Origin of the sequence: Blautia hominis (assembly GCA_002270465.1) — a bacterium.
GTDB classification, from domain to species: Bacteria; Bacillota; Clostridia; order Lachnospirales; family Lachnospiraceae; genus Blautia; species Blautia hominis.
Map to the genome: position 1 here is coordinate 255,272 of NQOF01000005.1, position 20,536 is coordinate 275,807.

Here is a 20,536-nt window from a genome sequence, read left to right on the forward strand (position 1 = left end):
CAGAATTAAAATGGAATATAAAGCACAAAGTGCTCCTCACCTTATATAAAGGATGAATAAAGCCTTATCTTCTGCTGCATTTTCCTCCGCCCAATCAGCGGAATGTATTCTAATAGAATTCCCACTATCATAATACAATCCTCTCCATCCTCCGCAGTGACACCCTGTACATCACATACATAAACACCCCTACGCCCAGGATCAGCCCCAGTTCCATTACAAATAACCGCAGCTCAGCGGCATCCAGATGCATGTCATTGAAATAGATCAGCAGCATAGAAAACACCAGCACAATAACACTCCCCGCAGCTGTCGGGTAGGTAAAAATCCTCCGCAGTTGTCTGCGTATGACTGTTTCTATATAGGTTCTGTCGGCTCCCAGTCTGCCAAGGTCACTAAAGAGCTGCCGGTTGTCCATTGCGATGGTCACACTCCTCACATAGGTCATGACCCCAACAGCGGCCAGTGAAATAACAGCAATGTACACACTCAGAAGCACAAAGACTGCCACCATCTGCATGGCATCCGCCTTAACCAGCACTTTGAAAAAAGGTGCGTATTTCCAGTCTTCCATAAGGTCAGGATTATCTTCAGAAAGCCCGGCCTCCCCGCTGTAAAAATATTCGGTGCCCTGCTCCAAGGCACGCTCCTCCTCATACGCGTCATACAATGCAAAATGGTCAGACAATTCCCCTGCATGGGCAATATACTCTCTTTTCAGTTCCCTGGCAAAATCATATGTGTCGTATACATTCTTCACCCGGAAGAAAACCAGATTTTCCCTGTTCGGTCCTGCTGCCGCACCTGCAAAACTCTGATAATCCTCATCGGAAAGGATAAAGGTAAAAGGATCACTGGTTTCCGTCAGGTTGTCGAATTCTTCCGTTCCCTTATATGACAGCTCCCTGTTCTCCACCGTCAGCAGGCAGTCAGGCTTCACCCATATGGAAGGATGATACCCGCTGGGGACAATGGTTTTATACTCCCCTGTCTTCACTTCCGTCTTACGCCCCGCGATCCTGGAAAAATCAGAGGCAGATACAAAAGAAACCAGCTTCCTGGAATTCAGATCCACATATTTTCCGCCGTCCGTCAAATCCCGCTTCTTATAATCCACCAGCAGCACAACTGCCTCTGCCTCCTCATAGTCCTCTATATCCACCTGATACTTTTGGGCCAGCTCAAATATGTCATCTCTTGTGATCTGCTCCTCCCGGGATGGGTAATGCATGGAATAATCATATGGCGCCCCTTCTCCCCCGGCATAAGCGGAGCGGTAATACATGGCTCCCCAGAAAGCCGACAAAAGGAACACAAAAACCAGCAGTGTGATCACACACATATTTTTCGTGGTCTGCCTGGCTGTAAAACGCATCAGGTTCGCTGACACAATATTTTTATAATACTTTTTGGGATTTTTCCCCCTGCTTGTGCGTCCCACTGCACTCAGCATAAAAAGATAAAGTCCAACAGCGCTGATACCATAGGTAATATTCCAAAAAGACGGCATGACAAAGAGAAATACTCTCATGCAGACTGCGGGTACTGCCATAGCCAGTACAAGCCCTATAAGTATGAGAGCGATTCCGACTTTTCCTGTCCATGGCTTTACCTCCCTTACCATCTCTGTCTTCCTCTGTTCATTTAATATATCTATGATATTGACCCGGCGGATAAAGCGCATCCCCAGTAAAAAGATACAGAGGATCAGGAAAAGCGCAAATACTATACCAACCGCCAGTCCTGCCATACCTATCCGGTATTTCATCCCGGCTGAAGTGATGATAAGTGCCTCAAACCCTTTCCATATCAGGTAAGAGACCGGCACAGCCAGCACGATCCCCCCGGCTGCGTATCTTATGACAACAATTCCCACCTCCCAGGCAAGACACTTTCCGAGTTTTCTTTTTTGCTCCCCCAGAGCCAATAACACACCTATTTCCCTGCTTTTGTGCCGGAAAAATAAATTTGTTCCATAGAAAGTAAAAACCGTACATCCTAAAAACGTGACCCCCATCATAAGCCATGACAGCTTTCTTGTATCTCCTCCCTGTGGCAGCAATTCCTGTACCGTGGGAGAAAAATACATAAGTGTGAAGGAAGTCACCAGCAACACGGAGAGAAACATACATATGCCTAAAAGAGTGTACTGGTCCTTATTTTTACGCCGCAGCTTTCCCATAATCTTATTCATTGTCATTGGAATCCCCTCCCAGTATCCGGATCGTGTTCAAAAGCTCATCCATAAATAGTCTTCTGTCTCCCTTGTTCTCTAAGATCCCATTGATCCGGCCATCCTTCAGGACTACCACCCGGTCGCAGAAGGAGGCCGCGTAGCTGTCATGTGTCACCATAAATATGGTGGCCTGCATGGTATCCCTGGCCTTCAGAAATGCCTCGATCACCGCCCTGCAGGATTTGCTGTCCAGGTTTCCCGTAGGCTCATCCGCCAGGATCACCAGAGGATGGTTCATAAGTGCCCTTGCCACTGCAGTCCGCTGTTTTTCGCCCCCGGATATCTCAGCAGGATACTTCTGCATGATCTTATCAATCCCGAATATGCGGCAGATATTTTCCGCCTTGGATTCCATCTGGGCAATAGGCCGCTCATCAATGATCTGGGGAAGACAGATATTCTCAAACACCGTCAATCCGTCCAGCAGCATAAAATCCTGGAACACAAAACCCATCTTCCTGTTTCTAACCTTTGCCAGGTCATTCTCATTCAGTGCGGAGATATCCTCCCCGCCCAGCAGAACTGCCCCCTCGTCAAAGGGAATAAACCTGGAAATGCAATTCAGCAGGGTGGTCTTTCCGCTCCCGGAAGGCCCCATGACAGCCACGAATTCCCCCTTTTCCACATCTAATGATATATCCCTGAGCACCGGATAAACCTGGTCCCCGGTTCTGTAACTCTTTGATAAATGTCCTACCTGCAGCATAATATTCTCCTTTCGCTGATAAAAACTGTAACTTTTCAGTGTCTCCACCGTTACGGGAAAAACCCGCCGTATATTTATACTATAAATGGTAATACAAAAGAGAAAGGACCGCATTGGGGTTCTTGTAAAGTTTGACATTGATTTTGTAAAGTTCGCAGAAAGAATCGACAACCATCCCAACTTCCTGTAAAATGCAGATAGACAGAACTAGTACTACACCGCAGGAAAGGATTGAAAAGGAGTGGAGCAGCATGGTTAAAATAGGGATCTGTGATGATCAACCGCAGATGAGAAAACCCCTTTCTCAAACATTGGAACAGGTTTTACAGCTACAGGGCATAGAATATCAGATAGCGGAATATGCATCCGGAGAGGAACTCACCGCAGGGATCTCCTGTCTGGACACGGACATCCTATTTTTGGATATAGAAATGAGAAATCTGGACGGCATAGAGACAGCAAAACTGCTGCGTAAAAAGGGCATGAAAGGCATTATCATATTTGTGACCGCACACCCCGACTTTGTTTTCCAGGGCTATGAAGTCCACGCTTTTCATTATATTCTGAAGCCATACAGAGAGGAAAAAATAGCCGAGGTCATGAGCCAGGCTTTGGCGGAACTGGAGTTGTCAAAAGAGCAGTTTTTTGTTATAGAGCAGAAGGCAAAAACCATCCGCGTCCCCCTCAGGCAGACTCTTGCCTTCCAAAGTGACCGGAGGAAGGTCCTGGCTCTTGTGGAAGGTGAGACCATTGATTTTTATGGTAAGATCGATGATGTCATCCGGGAACTGCCCTCCTATTTTATAAGGATCCATAACCGGTGCATTGTAAATCTCAACTATGTGACAACACTGGAAAAGGACAGATGCATAATGGGAAAATACGCCTTTCCGATCAGCAGGACGTTCCGCCAGGAATTGGAAATAGCCTTTGCCCGTGCCATGCTGAAGCATTAGATAACGGAGGGTAACTATTCAGTAGGTCTGCGCATTCACTGCACCGACCGCAAGAAAGTGTACCACGGCCAAGCAAAAATCCCATCGCCAAGGGCGATTCTGCATGAGTTTTTGCCTGTAACTGTAAGGGTACTGAACAGTTAAAACGGAGGAAATAAATGGACAGTCAACTTATGATAGAAAACGCAGTGCGTATCATCAATATGGTACAATATATTATTATGTCTGTATTCTTCTGCAGAATGCTCTGCTGTTTCCTGCCGAAAAAAGAAGGATATTTTATGGATATACTTATCTTTATATCCGGTGTTTTCATTCCCAGTATGGTCATTGACCCTAATGATATGTTCAATGTGACCCTGGCTTTCATCTGGATGCTGCTGTTGATGCTGTTTTGTTTTAAAGGCTCCGTGATCTCCAAACTTTCTGTGACAGCAGTCATTTATCCTCTGATCATTGCCCTGAATCTTCTCATATCGGAATTCTCATTGAGACTCTGGCTTGCAGGCGGAAAAAGCTTTCTTCTGGATATGGCTGTCAGCATAGCCGATGGCCTTATCCATATTCTTTTCTGGTACTTTATTTACAAGACCTTTGTCAGCAAAGTCCGCCAGGCCAGCAGACTGTACAGTCAGAACACCTGGATCCTGCTGGGGATCATCTGCCTTGCCTCCCTTGTCAGTATTACGGTGTGCACCTATTACACCCCTGAGGAGACATACAAAATATGGCCCTGTGCCGTAGCCTGCATGGTGACCAATATCGGCAGCCTCTATCTGGCTGAATACTTTGTAAACACGATCCGGCATGAGATGGAGCAGAACAGCTTAAAGCTCCAGCGTGTTTATTATGAAGAACTGGAAAGAAACCAGGCAGAGATACGCAGGTTCCGCCACGATATGAACCATCATCTTCTGATAATAAGGGATTTATTTGACCAGGGTGATAAGGAAGCCGCCCATGCATACTTTCAGGAATTAGAATCCCAGATCGCTCCTCAAAACCGGTGCTTCTGTAAAAACAGTGTGCTGAACGCCGTGTTAAATTCCAAATACAACAAGGCAGCGGACGGCAGCATTGACTGCTTTTTCCGCATAGACCTGCCTGAGGTCACAGCCATTGACCAGGTAAGCCTGTGTTCCATATTTGCCAACACCCTGGACAACGCCATTGAAGCCTGCCTGAAAATACCGGAACCGGAAAAACGAAAAATCTCTCTAAAAGCCAGAATTGCAGAAAATGGATTTTTCAGTTATGAGATTAAAAATGCAAAAATAAACGCAGTCACAGTAGAAAAAGGAAAATATGTTTCAGATAAAAAGAACCGATCAGAACACGGCGTAGGCCTCACCAGCCTGCAAAGGACTGTCGAAAAATATAACGGAACCCTTCGTATCTCTTACGACGAAACGTCATTTACGGTAGTCATACTGATTGGAAATTCCCTGTAACGGCAGAAGGCTGCAGAGCATTGCCCTGCAGCCTTCAAATTTTTAAATACCGGACCTTCCGGCAGCACATTCTGCTCTGACAGGCCCGTCCGCCTCACTGCTCTCCATCTGCCCGCAGTCTCTCGATCACGCTGTCCTTCTGCGTCATCTGATAAATAACAGGAGGCACAACCACACACACCGCAATGATAGCTGCAAATAAAATGAGATTGTAGAGAACCGGCAGGGAATATTCTATATCATATACTGTCACGCTCTGAAAGACCAGATAGCTCAGAGGCAGTCCTGCCACCAGGGACAGCAGGATAGACAGCCCCCCGTAACCAAGCCCCTCCCGGACCAGTACTTTTTTTATCTGTCCTGACGTCATCCCAAGGCTTTCCAGGGTGGCAAACTCCTTTGCCCGGTTCTGAACACCTGCTGCCATCATGTTGATATAATTCAAAATAGAAAGCACCGCCAGAATGATACCCAGTCCACCGCCCAGGAATTTCACCTGCTGCTCAGATAATTTCATCTCCTGGTACCTGACTAATTTGGATCGAAATGATATCTGCGTCTCTCCCCGGAAGACTTTTTTTACTGCTTTCTCCGTATCTTTGGAATACGGCTCCTCATAATCCACTTGCACCAGTTCGGTATAAAGCTTATCCCCCATTAGCTTTTCTGCAAAGGCATTACTCACCAGAATGTCCGGCGTGTAACCCCCTGAAAACTCGGCGGGATTCAGGCTGCTATCCCCCACTGCCGCAATTGTCACCTGATACTCTTTTTGAGGATTGGAACTGTCAGGAAGGGCAAACCGTATCTTCTTTCCCACCGCTTCCTCCGCAGACGCCCAAAATACAAGTGCCACTGCAGTCTCACCTTTCTCAAATGCGTCCCGGTCCAGAATCCCGCCCAGCTCATGGTTTACTTTCCGAAACTCTTCCGGGCTGATTCCGATCATACGCATACCGAATATGTTGTTAAATGCCTCTGCGTCCTTTTTATAGCCCTCCATATCATCCTCATAATTTCCCGGAGAGTACCGGGACTCGTAGAGCCGTTTATAATATTCACCGAATGCCTCCTCCTGATAAGGAACGGAAGTCTCTGCGGATGTCACCGGCCTGACTTCCTTCACGCCCTTTACAGAACGGAGTTCCTCCACTTTCTCATCCGTGATAAGAGGAAGATTTTCGTTCAGTGTGGTCTGATTCTTGACCTGGATATCACATTCACTGGTCTGATCCAGAATATTTTTGGCATCATTTCCTCTAACAACTGCATTTACACACACAAATACGGTCAGAGCCACAAAGAAAGAGCCTAATATCACAACCGCCTGTTTCTTATCCCGAAACATATTTCTGCGTGCCATATCTTTCAAACCACTGACCCGCTCTTTTTCCCTACGCTTTCCCTCTGTCAGCCCTATGTAACGGACAGCCTCTACCGGTGAACATTCCCCGGTAATAACAGCGGGCTTCCGGCACCCGGCCAGCACCGTGGCAGAAGCAAACACTGCGGCTCCGATATAAATGATCGGATACACGGTCACAATCTTTTCATTCACCAGTGAGGGGTCCATCAGCCTAAGCGCCATAGGCACTACCCCGGCGGAGACCACTGCCCCCAGCAGCAGACCTAAAGGTATGCCAATACAGGAATTCCAAAATGCCTGCAGATAGACCAGCCTTTTCAACTGTACAGAGGTCATTCCCAACGTTTTAAGCTGTCCATAATATCGGATATCCTTAGAGACAGAAATATACAGCGTGTTATAGACAAAAAGGCCGCCGCTGATCAAAATCATAATTAACAGCCCGCCAAGCCCTGCCGTCACCTTTATGAAATTTGCAAGAATCTGATCATCTGCCATAAGCACCTGAGGCTTCTGCAGATTTAGAGGCTTCTGTATGTCCATTATATCCTTTTTAGAATACAGAGGGTTCTTCAGGGTGATCTTCAAAGCGCCCTGGGTAAAGCCTGTAGGCTCTGCCCCCGTTGTATCAAAGAATGCCTCGGACACATAGCCATATTGGTTGCCTGAGTAGTCTCTGTAATAGCCGCTAAGCCTAAATGTCTTATTGATATTCTCCTGTTGTCCATCTTCTTCATTGGAATTCAGCGCATAATATGTCAGCGGCAGTTCCATTCCAATCTCCGGCTCCCTGATCCCCATATTTTTAAGAGCCTCTGTTGACAGCACCAGTTCATTTTCCTTCTCAGGGTAGTTCCCCTTAAAAAACTCATAGGCAGGAATACATTGTTTCTCCCAGCAGATTTGGTCCACCCAATAAAATCTCATTTTTTCTAAAGCCTTACCCTTGTATTCCTCCGCAATACCGCACTTGACAACAAGTCCTGCATACTTTACGGCATCCATGTCCCTGACCTTTTCCACCTGGTCTTCCCTGGGTTCTGTCAGCTCTATATCGTAATCCATCCCATTCATCCGAACTGAACGTTCTGAGATCCCGTTCCAGTAACTGATACCGATACCAAATACTGCAGTTATCAAAAACGTTGTGAGGACCACCGCAAAGACAGTGAGAGCATTCCGCTTTTTGTTGGCCTTATATGTGGTTTTAGCCACTGATGTGATGACACTTCGGCTGTTCACCTTTATCATACGGCATCACCTCCGCTGACTTTATCATCTGCACAGACTTCTCCGCCTCCGCTGACTTTATCACCTGCACAGACTTCTCCGCCTCCGCTGACTTTATCACCTGCACAGACTTCTCCGCCTCCGCTGATCCTTCCATCCTCCAGGCGGATGATCCGGCCCGCCATCTGGGCGATCTCCTCATTGTGAGTGATCATCACCACGGTCTGTCCCAACTGTTCACTGGACACTTTGATCAGCCCCAGCACATCCTGGCTGGTGCTGCTGTCCAGATTGCCCGTGGGTTCATCGGCCAGGATAATAGCAGGCTTTGCCGCCAGCGCCCTGGCAAGGGCCACCCTCTGCTGCTGCCCGCCGGAGAGCTGACTGGGCATAGCGAACTTCTTTTCCGTAAGACCCAGCATCTCCAGAATACCCTCCACAAATTTTTTATCCGGTTTTACGCCGTCAAGCTGAATGGGAAGAATAATATTTTCATATACATTCATAAGTGGAAGCAGATTATAATTCTGAAACACAAACCCAATCTTCCTGCGTCTGAAAATAGTCAGTTCATCCTTTGTCATATTAGATATATCCCTGCCGTCCACGATCACCTTCCCTGATGTGGGCACATCCAGGCCTCCAAGCATATGTAGCAGCGTAGATTTTCCGCTTCCCGACCTGCCCACAATAGCAGCAAATTCACCCTTCTCCACTTTAAGGCTGATCCCATCCAGTGCCCTGACCGTGGAATCCCCCAGCCGGTAATATTTTCTCAAATCTTCTGTAATCAGTATTGCCATATGAAAAGTCCTCCTCTTTCTCAATTCTTCATAACAGTTCAGCACTCTCACTGCCACAGCCAAAAATGCATACAAAATTCACCTGCCGCCGGAATTTTCATTTAGCTGCCGAATCCTATTTTGCCCACTGCCCAGCGATTTGGCAGACTTGTTGAATCGTTATGATTCCTCTTTAATATAACAGAGAAAGCTTTCCACATCCTTTCTCAAATATGACAATTTTGACAGATTCCTACTGCCTCCTCAAATAAACGGAAAACACAGCCCCGCTCCCTGCTTCTGACCGCACCTTAACATAACCGCCCTGTTTCTTTATGATCTCCCGCACCAGATACAGACCGATCCCCAGGCCTTTTACCCCCGCCACCTCCGGCGAACGGTAAAACCTCTGAAAGATCAGCCCCTGTTCCTCCTCCCTGATCCCAATCCCCTCATCCTTCACCTGAATACACAAAAAAGACTCATAGGGAACCGCGCGAATCCCCACTACAGCCCCCACCGGGGAGTATTTCACCGCGTTATCCAAAAGATTTACCAAAGCCTCCACCGTCCATTTCATATCAAAAAACGCCCTCTCCGGGGAGGGAACAGCTTCTATGACAATCTCCTTCTTCAGTGCCTGCATCTCCACAGCCTGACATGCCCTTGCTATGAGTTCATCAACGGAAGATTTCTCCACATGTACAGCGATCATCTCAGTCTCCAGATAAGAGGACCGCACCAGTTCTTTCATAAAAAAATCCAGCTTATCCGCCTGCCTGTGAATCCTGGATGCCATTTCTCCTGCATGTTCCCCCAGTTCCTGCTCCTCCAGCAGACCTGCATAGAGCATAATATTAGTCAGAGGTGTGCGCACCTGATGTGAAATATCCGAGATCAGCCCCTTCACCAGATTTCTCTCCCTGTCCGCCTGTTCACAATTCATCTGCGACATTTCCACCAATTGGTTCAGCCTCTGCGTAATGGCAGCGTCCATAGACTCATCAAAACTACTCTCCTGCAAATGTCCCCCAATTGCCCGGTCAAGCCGTTCCAGAACCCCATCAAGCTGCCTCCTCATACGCCTGTAATACCATCCCCCAAAAACACCCGCCCCGGCAAACATTCCCAAACAAAACACAACCCCAGTCCAAAACGCCCCGCTCATACCCCATTCTCCCATTGATACCCCTTCCCATAGACCGTTTTTATATACACCGGTTTGGAAGGATCATCCTCCAGTTTATCCCTAAGGCGGCGGATACCCACAGAGAGTGCGTTATCCTCCACATACTCCGTCCCATCCGGCCAGACCCATTCCATCAAACGCTCCCTCGTCAGAATCTGTCCCGGATGAAAGACCAGCAGATACAAAATCCTCTGCTCCGTCCTGCTCAGCTCTATAGTTACCCCATCCTTCATAAATTCCATCGTAGCAAACTGGAACCGAAAAGGACCATTCTTATAATCCGTCTCCTGTTCCGGTGCCGTCCTCCTAAGAAGCGCCCGGATCCTAGCCCGCAAAACCATAGCAGAGAACGGCTTCGTAATATAATCATCCGCCCCACACTCCAGCCCCCGCACAATATCCAGTTCCATATCCCTTGCCGTAAGCAGTATAATAGACACCTTACTGCTGCCCCGTATCCTCCTGCACAACTCAAACCCACTTCCATCCGGCAGATTCACATCCAATATAAGTAAGTCAAACTTCCTCTCCCCAATCCTCTCCTCAGCCTCCCTCACAGTCCCACAGACCGTAAAAGAAAACTCCTCATCAGCCAGCGCCATCTCCATTCCCGCCGCCAGATCCGCATCATCTTCCAATATCAAAATATACTTCAAATCCTCCACTCCTCTCTCAACCCAAACTCACTCCATCCCCATACCGTCTGCCCACTATAGAATCCCACCTTTCTACCTATAATGTACCCATAAGTGTGGACACACTGAAGAGTGGGTGCCCGTCTTCTTTAGACATATCCACAGTCCATAAGGTATTCTTAAATCAAGAAGAGAAAGAATCCTATAAGCAGAAAACCCTTCACCAATAAACAAATCCTAATACTACCCCCCTACACCTACAATACACCTTCACCTACTATTTAAACAGTATAACATCTTCCCCACTTCCTGCCCATCCGCCAAAAGCTTTTAACATCATTCTATCCCAGCGCACAACACACATTCAAATCCTGCCACATACCCCACCCAAAACACCCGCGGGCCAAAGAAAAACAGGAAAAGTATGGGAGAGGGTCCAGGGAGCATATTGCCTGTGAGCGATGTTTCAGAGGAGCGCCGCGGAGATCCACCTGCCCCAGTTACTTAATGAAGAGGCCCCTGCCGATGAATTACTGTGAAACTATACTTCCGATTAGCCAAAAAAGCGCAGACTTCCCCTATAACATTTTTAGGTTTTTTTATAAACTAGGCTGGTATATAGTTCATGGCATCCGGCTGCCAGCCTAGAGATCTTAATTTTTTCAGATAAGAATTTATTTTACGTTCTTTATTAAATTGATTATAATAATCTGCCCCAAGGTCTTTGAATACCACACCGTCTTTTAAAATATGATAGATAGCCTTTAGCATAGAATGAGCCACTGCAACATATGCACGCTTGCTGCCACGGTGACCGCTGACTCTTTGGAATTCCGCGTAAAAAAAGGAATTTTTGTTCCTGACTGCTGCGTGTGCACAGGTGATCAAGGTTGTACGCAGCATGGCATTTCCTTTTCTTGATCTCCCGGAGCGGCGTTTTTTAGCACTCTCATTGTTCCCGGGGCACAGGCCCGCCCAGGAAGAGATGTGAGCATCTGTCGGAAACCGGGACATGTCTGTCCCTATAACGGAGATGATCTGCTGTGCTCCAATAGCTGCGATCCCTGGTATGTCCTGGATAACAGCAGTCGCCTTTTTTTCTTCGCCATTCATATTTTCGCTAATGTCATCATCCAGATTCTTGATATGCCTGATCAATTCATCCAGATGTGACAGGAGTTCCTTCATCATCTTTTTTTGGAGTGGTGTCAGGATCCCATTGAGATCCTCCAGTAGCTGTTCGTTGCTCGCTTTGAGATTAGGTGCGATCTGTTTTTTCCTACGCATCTCATCCAGCTTAGTCTCATCCACTTTCTGGTCGGAGAGGAGGGCATTGAGAAGATTCCGCCCACTCACACCATCAATGTCGGCGATCGTTCCCGACAGTTTGATATTGGCTCCTTCCAGCATTTTTTGGAGTCGGTTTAATTCTGCTGTTTTCACCTTGATGAGGCTTTTCCGGTAGCTGACAAGTTCCCGCAGCTCCCGCTGTGCTTTGTTTGGAATGAAGCTGGGCTGTAGAAGCCCATGCTGCAGGAGGTCTGCGATCCATTCGGAATCCTTAACATCCGTCTTACGCCCGGGTACAGCTTTCATATGCTGCGCATTGACTACGATCGCGTTCAGGCCGCTGGTTTCGAGAACATTATATAGTGGTTTCCAGTAAGAAGCGGTGCTTTCCATAGCAGCCATCTGACAGCCGCCCTGTGAAAGCCAGTCAGCAAGGAGCAGGAGTTCCCGGGTTGTTGCACCAAACTCACGTATTTCCTGCTCTTTGCCATGGATAAAGCAGGCAACCATGATCTTTTTGTGCACATCAATACCACAACAATTGTCGTAAACTTTTTTCATATGTATCACCTCTCCAAAATATTTACGGCATGATCCCCTGTCTATTTTCATTTTACTGTACGTCCTTTTGCCAAGTAAGGCTGGACAGATGGTGGTGCAAATGAGGGGATCAGAAGTCAGTTTAGTAATCGGGCTACAGGCCCAAAATTCCGGTCGACCATTACCGCTATAATAATTCTAGCACAGTAACAAGATAAGGCAAGACTACACAATATAACAGTTTCATTTATGGTGGTGCCAGGCAGGCATGGGGGTTAGTAAATGGGAGCAGGTTAGCTCCGTGGCAGCGGAACGCTTCGCTCACAGGCAATATGCTCCCTGGACCCTCTCCCATACTTTTCCGTCCGCCTTTGTAAGTGCCCCGTCCACCTTCATGCTTTTCCGTCCCCCTCCCATCCCCACCCAAAAAGACACACCCCTTCAAGTGTGCCTCCACAACGTCAATATGATTTTAAGCTCCCCCTCATCCGCCTCAGCCCTTATCGTCCCCCCCATCTTCTCCGCCAAACATCTGGCGATCGTAAGCCCCAGTCCCGAACTCCCCTGATTCCTGGAACCATCCCCCATATAAAACCGTTCAAACAACCTCCCCGCTTCTTCCCCGGTCATCCCCTCCGCATCATTCACCAAAGAAACAACCACTTTTTCCCCCTCTGTCTCCATCCGTACAAGCAACTCTCTTCCCGCATACCTGCACACATTCTGCAGCAAATTCTGCAGCACACGCTCCAACGCTCCTTTGTCCGCCCGGACATTCACGGGGCCTTCCACTATATTTATGTCAACCATAAGCCCTCTGCCGGCCAATTCCGGATAATAATCCACAACCGTCTCCCTCAAAAGCCGGGCAATATCCACATTTTCCACTGCAGGCATATAATCCTCCCCGGAAAATCTGGACAGATCATAAAACTGCCCCACAAGCTGCTGGAGAAAATACGCCTTCCGTTTCACAACCGCCAGCGCATCCTGGTCCTCCTCGCTGAGAACGGATTTATCCATAATATCCAGATAACCGATAATAGAGGTAAGAGGGGTGCGCAGGTCATGGCTGATATTTTCAATCTGCCGCTGAAACTCCTGCTCTCTTTTGGAATACTCCAGATGCTGCTCCCGTATCCTCCTGAGCGCGTCATTGATGGTGACCAGAAGTGCCTCGATCTCCCTGTCAGGCACAGACAGCTTCAGCACCCGGTTCTCCTCCATCTCCCTGCTGATCTCCTGCAGAGCCTCATTGGTCTTTCTGACTGCCCCCCTCATTGTTCTGCAGCGCCAAAAGAAATACAGAGAAGTCAGGCACAGCAAAGCCAGCACAAAATATATCAATTTCCCCACACTCCTCTCATGAAAAAGACGTCCGCATCCGGCCTCCAAGCTTTTCAGCATCCGTAAGAATCCCGGACCACAGCATTAGATTTCCTTTTTCCTGCTCACAAAAATACCTGCTGCTCCAAAAATAAATATCCCTGCAATACCCACGATCATACATTTCGCAAGCCCGAACGGAGTATCCCACAGGCATACATACCCCGACATATTGACAGTTACCTCATGACTGAAAATATTCCACGGCATCCACGCCGCGATCTTACTTAACGCATCAATCCGGAACCCCGCATAATAACAGACTGTGGGGATCACATACATGACGGCAAACCAGGCGATCATAGCCACTATATCTTTTTCAAAAAGAGTGAGCAGAGCCACACCCAATATGACTGCCGCGAAAGCACTTGGCAGCGCGGCACCAACGCCTCCTGCCATCTTTCCCAAAGACTCCGCTGCCGGACCGCCCAGTAAAAGGCACGCGCTCCCCACATAAAAAACCAGGATCACTACCATACAGCAAAGAGCCGTCACTATACTGACAATACATTTCCCTATGAAAATATGTACCCTCGGAATACCGTAGGCTACCACATTTTTCAGGGTTCCGTTCTTTCTCTCATCCGCAAACAGAAGCGATGCCACTACAAATCCGGAGAGAAACAATGTCTGCAGGTTGGCGATCAGGTTATTCATTGAAAAGCTTATCAGCCCGTATGGGAAGTCCGTCAGATTTTTATTGCTCACATACAAAACCAGATTCATCAGCACCAGCACTCCCGAAGCGATCCCTGCTGCTGCATACATCCCTTTGCTGTGTGTAATACGATATCCTTCACTTTTTATATAATTAAGCATGTCTCTGTCCTCCGTTCTTTAAATCCATATAATACTCCTCCAGCGTCACCTGTCTTCTCTCAAGTTTGGAAATATCCATATGATACTCCCCGGCAAGACGGCTGTACGCGCCAATATCCATCATGGGATCCATAATATGAATGGTTTTGTCCGGAAGGACTTTGTACCTCTCTGTGTGAAACTTTTTCTCCAAAACAGCCGTATAGCGCTCCGGATCCGACACACTGATCTCAATGTAATCTGAACACTTTTCCTTGATCTCCTCCGCAGTTACCTGCTCCGCCAGTTTTCCGTCTGTAAGGAATCCATAGACTGTGGCAAGCTGTTCCAGCTCTGAGAGTATATGGCTGGAGAGGATGATGGTAATATTTTTCTCCCTGTTGAGCTTCTGCATCAGATTCCTGATCTCGATGATTCCGCTGGGGTCCAGGCCGTTGATCGGCTCATCCAGGATCAGAAGCTCCGGTTCGCCTATAAGAGCAATGGCAAGACCCAGGCGCTGCTTCATACCCAGGGACAAATCTCTGCACCTTTTCTTTCTTTTGTCTGCAAGTCCTACCAGTTCCAGAACTTCATCCACAGCTCTTTTGCCCGGAACACCTTTTAATATCCGGTAATACTCCAGATTTTTCTCCACGGAGATCTGGGGATAAAAACCCGGTGCCTCAATGACAACTCCGGTCCTCTTCCTCTGCTCCTCCATATCCTTCAGCCTGTGGCAGCCAAATAACTTCAGTTCCCCTTCATCCACATAAATATGGCCTGACAACAGCTTCAAAAATGTAGTCTTTCCCGCCCCGTTATCACCTATAAGTCCATAAATCGCACCCTTCGCTACAGTTATGTCAACCTTATCCAGTGCGGTAAAATTACCGTACCTTTTCGTGACTCTTTTTGCTTCCGCTGCATATGCTGTCATATCATTTACATCCTTTCCTGAGCTTATCTCTTAATATGCCTAAATTATAACTGTCCGCTTTTTAATAAGTCCTCAAGAAACCTTAAAGAAATCATAAAGAAAACTGTCAGTCACCTGCAAACACAAAGTTAAGCCATTTTAAATCCAATTCCCCAAACGGTGCGGATATATTCCTCCTCCGGGTCAATGGCCGCTATCTTTTTTCTGATGTTGCTCACATGGACATTGACTGTGTTGTCCTCCCCATAATACCCGTTTTTCCATACCTGTTCATACAGGTTTTCTCTGGAAAATACTTTCCCGGGCTGCCGGACCAGGATATACAGGATATCATACTCATGCCTTGTCAGGGAAATCTCCCGCTGTTTTACTGTCACTGTTCTGGATGCCTGATCCAGGATAAGGTCTTTATACCCATATGGTTCGGCCTCCCTTTTCACGTCCGCACTGCCGCACCGACGGAATGCAGCCATAATACGCACCAGCACTTCTTCCGGTTCAAAGGGTTTTGTAATATAGTCATCCGCCCCTAACGTGATGGTCTCCACCTTGTTCTCCAAGCCGGTTTTGGCGGACAGGACAAGGATGGGAATACGCAGTCCCATCTCCTCCCGCACTATTTTGATGATCTCCTCTCCCCTGATTCCCGGAAGCATCAGATCCAGCATGATCATATCCGGCGTTTCCCTCTCAAGCCTCAGCTGCGCCTCTGTTCCGGAATATGCGGCAATGGCCTCATATCCTGCCTTTGTCAGGATCCTGCACAGCAGTCTGTTTATATCTGTATCATCCTCTATCACTAATATCCTCTGCATAAGGACCTCCCGGTGCTTTTACTTTACTTGGATTATATCAGATTTCCCTTTATTCCTCCACTTCTATCTCCAGGCCCTCCATGTGGTGTTTACCCATGCGGTGCCTTGCCTTTCTTACCTCAACCGTGTCAAAGATAATGGAGAAATCATAATCTTCCGGGTAAAGCTCTGCAGCGGCTACCTTTAGTTTCAGCCTTTTATGACTGAGAAGGATCTTCTCATTTCTGAGCTGTACCAGAACATTTCCATTCTTATCTGCAGGTTTGACCACAATACCAATCTTTTCATCCGGCAGTATGGTCACGCTGTCTCCTCTTGTGAATTTCCGCACTGTATCCATGGTATCCTTGATAACAGCCGCCTTCTCAATACGAGGGGCATGCATTCTCTCCAGCTTCCTGCTGCCGCCCTGCAGTTTCATGGTGCGAATCAGGGATTCACTCTTTTCTCCATATGCTTCCCTGGCTGCCGACACCAGCATTTTATCAGGAAATCCCAGTCTTTTGGCAATGTACAGGGCACAGCTCTCCCCTGCCTCTCCAACCCGCAGCCGGTACAGAGGCTTCAGGCTGTCCCGGTCAAATTCCATCCTGGCATTTTCTACATCCTCATACCTGTCCGCATATTCTTTCACTTCGGGATAGTGGGTAGTGACCAGGAATAGGGCACCGCTTCTGCGCAGCTCTTCCAATATGGAGATGGCAATTCCCATTCCCTCCTGGGGGTCCGTACCGGAACCCAGCTCATCCATGATGACCAGGCTGTCCGGTCTTACCCGTCTCAGAATGTCCAGTACATTCTTAATGTGAGCGGAGAAGGTTGATAGATTATCTGAAATGTCCTGCCCGTCACCGATATCACATAGGATCTGGTTCTGCATACAAATATCTGCCTCACGGCAGGGCACATGCAGACCCGAACACGCCATAGCGCTCATAAGTGCCACCGTTTTGATGGCAACGGTCTTGCCGCCTGTATTCGGACCGGTGATGATCACACCACGGATCCCTCTGCCAATCTGGAAATCCAGAGGCACACAGCTCTCCTTTTCCAGCATAGGGTGTCTGGCGCCTTTCAGCTCCATATAATGTTCCAAGTTAATCTTCGGCTCCGTCCCCTCCATTTCCAGACTCAGCTTTCCTTTGGCAAACATAAAATCCAGCTTTTCAATTACCCGGATATCCTCCAGCAGCTCTGCCTCCCTCTCAGCAGTCATATTGGTGAGGGTATAGAGTATTTTACGCTCCTCGGCGTCCTCCTCAATCCTGTATATTTCCAGATCTTCCCTGAGATTGGCCACAGCCTCCGGCTCGATGAACAGCGTGGCACCCGTGGAAGACTGCTCCACCACACTGCCCGGAACCATGGACCTGCATTCTTTTTTCACAGGGATGCAGAATCTTCCGTTTCTGGTGACTACGAATGAATCATTTAGATACTGTTTGTTGCTCCTTAAGGCCCGCTCTGCCCTCTCGCTTACTTTTTCCTCCAGAAAATGGATCTGTTTCCTGATGTCTTTTAAATAAGCTGATGCATAGTCATCTACTCTTCCGTTTCTGATACAGCGCTCTATTTCCTCCTGCAGTTCCCCCGGAAAAATGAGATTCCGGTTATAGAAAGCAAGACTGATCCGCCCCTCCTCCCCTCTCTGCAGGTAGGATTTCAGCCGCCGCACAGCGATCAGGAACATGCCCATCTCCTCAAGCTGCTCCGGTATAAGCATATTACCCTGAACTGCCTTCTGCAGGTACTCCTCCACATGTTCCATAGCCGGGATAGGCGGAGTCCCCGACAGTTCCAGCATGGCTCTGGCCTGTGTAGTATCCCGAAGCTGCTTTCTCAGATCTGTCTCTGACAGGATAGGCTGCATTTCTAAAATTCTTTCTCCCGCCTTTTCTGTGGAAGTACATTGTCTCAATTTTTCTAATATATTATAATATCCGATTGTTTCTAATGATTTATTACTCATGATCTTTCCTCTCTAAAAAAATAACCACAGATACATACGCCCCGAACGGGTATACGACTTCTGTGGTCTTCCATGAGAAGAAAATAAACGGAGGTACAGAAACACTCCCCCTGCCCAAAGCAGCGGAGTGACCGTATTCTTCCATTCATTCCAATATATTTGAAGTGTATGATAAGGGTTCGTAAGCGAATGTATCAGCCATCAGGGTACACTGATACAAGGATAGGGTATCTGAAAAAACGATATACTATCCCTACAGATTATTCGATTATTCTGTAATCTCCACTACGGAAACCCTCAGCACAAAGACACCTCATTTCTTAACTATTATTCTTCTTGCATTATAACCGCTTGCTACAACTTTGTCAAACCTGAAATCTGTTGTAATCCTGAAAACAATCCCTGCAGAGAATTTCTTCTCCCTCAAGGTGCATCATATTTTCCGATGCAGTCTCCCCGCAGCGGGAGCAGGAAATGGATTTGAAGATCCTGGCTTTCTCAGGCAAAGGAATCCTTGTCTCCTTTACATCGAACATCTCCTTCGGACTGCATGCCTGGTAATACCGGAACGATTCCCCTTTGCTGAGTCCCTCAGGGCGAGGCCTCAGCACCAGCCGCACGGATTTGCCTGTGCTTCTGTTGTAGAAGGAAAAAGCCTGTTTTCCACACATGTGGAAGAGCAGATTTCCTTTTCCCACGCTACAGCCCAATATCACCTGGATGGCGTCCACGCCGCAGGCATCATTTTCTGAAATGCATACAAGCTGTTCATCTTCTGAGACACAGCATTCGTCTCCTGTCTTTAAATCTAAAAGCTCAACTGCATAAAGTGCTGCCTTATAGCCAATGGTCAGCCCACCGCACGCATGTCCATGGAATTCCACACATTTTTCCCAAATTTTATCTTTCATTGCTGCCCCTTTCCCTGTTGTATTCCCTTTTTTCCACCCTGCTGTTTTCTATCTGGAGGATCCTGCGTCTCGGTCCGGTGTCCTCCACCTTTACCCTCTGTGTGATCAAAAATCCCACCGCCGCAAATATCACACAGAGCCCCAGCGTAGTTTTTAATCCGATCCTATCCATGAGAAAACCGCCTGCCAGATTACCCACACAGCTTCCCACACCCACGGTCACCATACCGAATATGGTCTGGCCCACCACTCTGTCTTTCTCCTTCAGTTCCTGGTTGATAAAAAATACCGATACAGGTGTGAAGATTCCAAAAGAGAGGGACTGGAGTGCAAATCCAAGAAACGCCACCGCCAGATTAGGTGCCAGAAAAATGACCAGAGGCCGCAGCACAAAGAAAACACTGCTCAGCTTCAGCAGTTTCTTGCAGGAGACCTTACGGATCAGATAATTACACAGGAACATGGCCGGCATCTCGCTTGCCGCGCAGAAAAATGCTGCTATCCCAAAGGTTCCGTCTGTCCCGCCCAATTCCCGCACAATGTTGATCATATATGTACCCAGAATAGAACTGGTCATATAGCAGATCCCAAATCCCGCCACAAACAGAAGCAGCGGTCTGTTTCCTTTGAGTATTTCGATAACGCTGCTGGATGGCTCCTGCTCTTCCTTCACCACCGATGACTCCGGCTCCTGCATAGACACAACCACTGTAAACAGGAGTATTTCCATACCTGCAAAGGCAAAGGTGAGAATCCCCGGAAAAAAGTGTTCTACAAGCTGCCCTAAGACTACGGCACTGACTGCATAACTGACAGAACCAAGCCCCCTGGAAATGCAAAAGTTCACCTCATAGCCCTGGTTCATATATTCCATGCCCATGGCTGTGATCAGCGGGGTTATGGAGTTGTACAGGGTATTCAGTACCAGATACACCCCCACAATAGCCATCTTAGGAAGCGGCACCAAACCCAGAAACAAGTACCCTGCTGTCACAGCCAGAATGATCAAAAGGATCATCTTCTTTAAACTCAGCCCACGGACTTTTTCCACCACTCCGGCCAGAAATGGCTGCATCCATATGCTGATAAATGCCGCTCCGCCTATGGACATTCCCACAAGGGTGTTGGACAGGCCCCTGTACTGGAGAAACACTGTAGCAAACCCCATGATCGCGCAGCTTGAAACCCAGTAAAAACACTGAAGCAGTGTATATTGATGACGCACCTGCACACTTTTTATCCGTTTCATCTCATCCTTATCCTTCCGAATATCATGCATCTTTCACCCTTTATATACCAAATGCAGACAATCGTCAATAGAAAAAAGAACTAAAGA

The 20,536-nt window shown here is 47.7% G+C and carries 16 protein-coding genes; 2 read left to right on the forward strand and 14 right to left on the reverse strand.

The features are described from left to right. Nucleotides 1–127: 127 nt before the first annotated feature. Both CI595_RS17620 and CI595_RS17625 read right to left on the reverse strand, forming a co-directional pair. Complete coding sequence (locus CI595_RS17620; RefSeq protein ID WP_095174946.1) at nucleotides 128–2,200, reverse strand: FtsX-like permease family protein; 2,073 nt, start codon at nucleotides 2,198–2,200, stop codon at nucleotides 128–130. Continuing rightward, nucleotides 2,187–2,942, reverse strand: a complete 756-nt coding sequence (locus tag CI595_RS17625; protein ID WP_095174947.1) for an ABC transporter ATP-binding protein — start codon at nucleotides 2,940–2,942, stop codon at nucleotides 2,187–2,189. The genes CI595_RS17620 and CI595_RS17625 overlap by 14 nt, the downstream gene beginning before the upstream one ends. A 251-nt stretch (nucleotides 2,943–3,193) precedes the next feature. Between CI595_RS17625 and CI595_RS17630 the strand changes: the two genes are divergently transcribed. Both CI595_RS17630 and CI595_RS17635 read left to right on the forward strand, forming a co-directional pair. After that, the gene (locus CI595_RS17630; RefSeq protein WP_095174948.1) at nucleotides 3,194–3,898 is read left to right on the forward strand and encodes a LytR/AlgR family response regulator transcription factor; all 705 of its coding nucleotides are present in this window, start codon (nucleotides 3,194–3,196) and stop codon (nucleotides 3,896–3,898) included. Nucleotides 3,899–4,056: 158 nt separating this feature from the next. After that, nucleotides 4,057–5,349 (forward strand): ATP-binding protein, encoded by a 1,293-nt coding sequence (locus tag CI595_RS17635; RefSeq protein WP_095174949.1) that lies wholly within the window; start codon nucleotides 4,057–4,059, stop codon nucleotides 5,347–5,349. A gap of 94 nt (nucleotides 5,350–5,443) precedes the next feature. Here CI595_RS17635 and CI595_RS17640 read toward each other — a convergent pair whose 3' ends face one another. From CI595_RS17640 to CI595_RS17695, 12 genes are all read right to left on the reverse strand, one after another. Continuing rightward, the gene (locus tag CI595_RS17640; RefSeq protein WP_095174950.1) at nucleotides 5,444–7,966 is read right to left on the reverse strand and encodes an ABC transporter permease; all 2,523 of its coding nucleotides are present in this window, start codon (nucleotides 7,964–7,966) and stop codon (nucleotides 5,444–5,446) included. Next, complete coding sequence (locus CI595_RS17645) at nucleotides 7,963–8,748, reverse strand: ABC transporter ATP-binding protein (RefSeq protein WP_334293494.1); 786 nt, start codon at nucleotides 8,746–8,748, stop codon at nucleotides 7,963–7,965. Before CI595_RS17645 ends, CI595_RS17640 begins: the two co-directional genes overlap by 4 nt. A 232-nt stretch (nucleotides 8,749–8,980) precedes the next feature. Further along, complete coding sequence (locus tag CI595_RS17650) at nucleotides 8,981–9,910, reverse strand: sensor histidine kinase (RefSeq protein WP_243135199.1); 930 nt, start codon at nucleotides 9,908–9,910, stop codon at nucleotides 8,981–8,983. Further along, nucleotides 9,892–10,572: a response regulator transcription factor gene (locus CI595_RS17655; protein ID WP_095174952.1), complete on the reverse strand. Its 681-nt coding sequence runs from the start codon at nucleotides 10,570–10,572 to the stop codon at nucleotides 9,892–9,894. The genes CI595_RS17650 and CI595_RS17655 overlap by 19 nt, the downstream gene beginning before the upstream one ends. A gap of 585 nt (nucleotides 10,573–11,157) precedes the next feature. Further along, nucleotides 11,158–12,402, reverse strand: coding sequence for an IS110 family RNA-guided transposase (locus tag CI595_RS17660; protein ID WP_095175070.1), 1,245 nt, complete (start codon nucleotides 12,400–12,402; stop codon nucleotides 11,158–11,160). A 420-nt stretch (nucleotides 12,403–12,822) separates the two neighbouring features. Then, entirely contained in the window at nucleotides 12,823–13,788 is a 966-nt protein-coding gene (locus CI595_RS17665) for a sensor histidine kinase (RefSeq protein WP_095174953.1), read from the reverse strand. 24 nt (nucleotides 13,789–13,812) lie between these two features. Next, nucleotides 13,813–14,586 (reverse strand): ABC transporter permease, encoded by a 774-nt coding sequence (locus CI595_RS17670; protein ID WP_095174954.1) that lies wholly within the window; start codon nucleotides 14,584–14,586, stop codon nucleotides 13,813–13,815. Beyond that, nucleotides 14,579–15,505, reverse strand: a complete 927-nt coding sequence (locus CI595_RS17675) for an ABC transporter ATP-binding protein (RefSeq protein WP_095174955.1) — start codon at nucleotides 15,503–15,505, stop codon at nucleotides 14,579–14,581. The genes CI595_RS17670 and CI595_RS17675 overlap by 8 nt, the downstream gene beginning before the upstream one ends. A gap of 128 nt (nucleotides 15,506–15,633) precedes the next feature. After that, nucleotides 15,634–16,320 carry a response regulator transcription factor gene (locus CI595_RS17680; protein WP_095174956.1) on the reverse strand — a complete coding sequence of 229 codons (687 nt, stop codon included), beginning with the start codon at nucleotides 16,318–16,320 and terminating at the stop codon, nucleotides 15,634–15,636. A gap of 49 nt (nucleotides 16,321–16,369) precedes the next feature. Further along, entirely contained in the window at nucleotides 16,370–18,289 is a 1,920-nt protein-coding gene (locus CI595_RS17685) for an endonuclease MutS2 (protein WP_095174957.1), read from the reverse strand. Nucleotides 18,290–18,654: 365 nt separating this feature from the next. Then, entirely contained in the window at nucleotides 18,655–19,200 is a 546-nt protein-coding gene (locus CI595_RS17690) for an FmdE family protein (RefSeq protein ID WP_095174958.1), read from the reverse strand. Then, the gene (locus CI595_RS17695; RefSeq protein WP_162291913.1) at nucleotides 19,190–20,449 is read right to left on the reverse strand and encodes an MFS transporter; all 1,260 of its coding nucleotides are present in this window, start codon (nucleotides 20,447–20,449) and stop codon (nucleotides 19,190–19,192) included. Before CI595_RS17695 ends, CI595_RS17690 begins: the two co-directional genes overlap by 11 nt. Nucleotides 20,450–20,536: the final 87 nt, after the last annotated feature.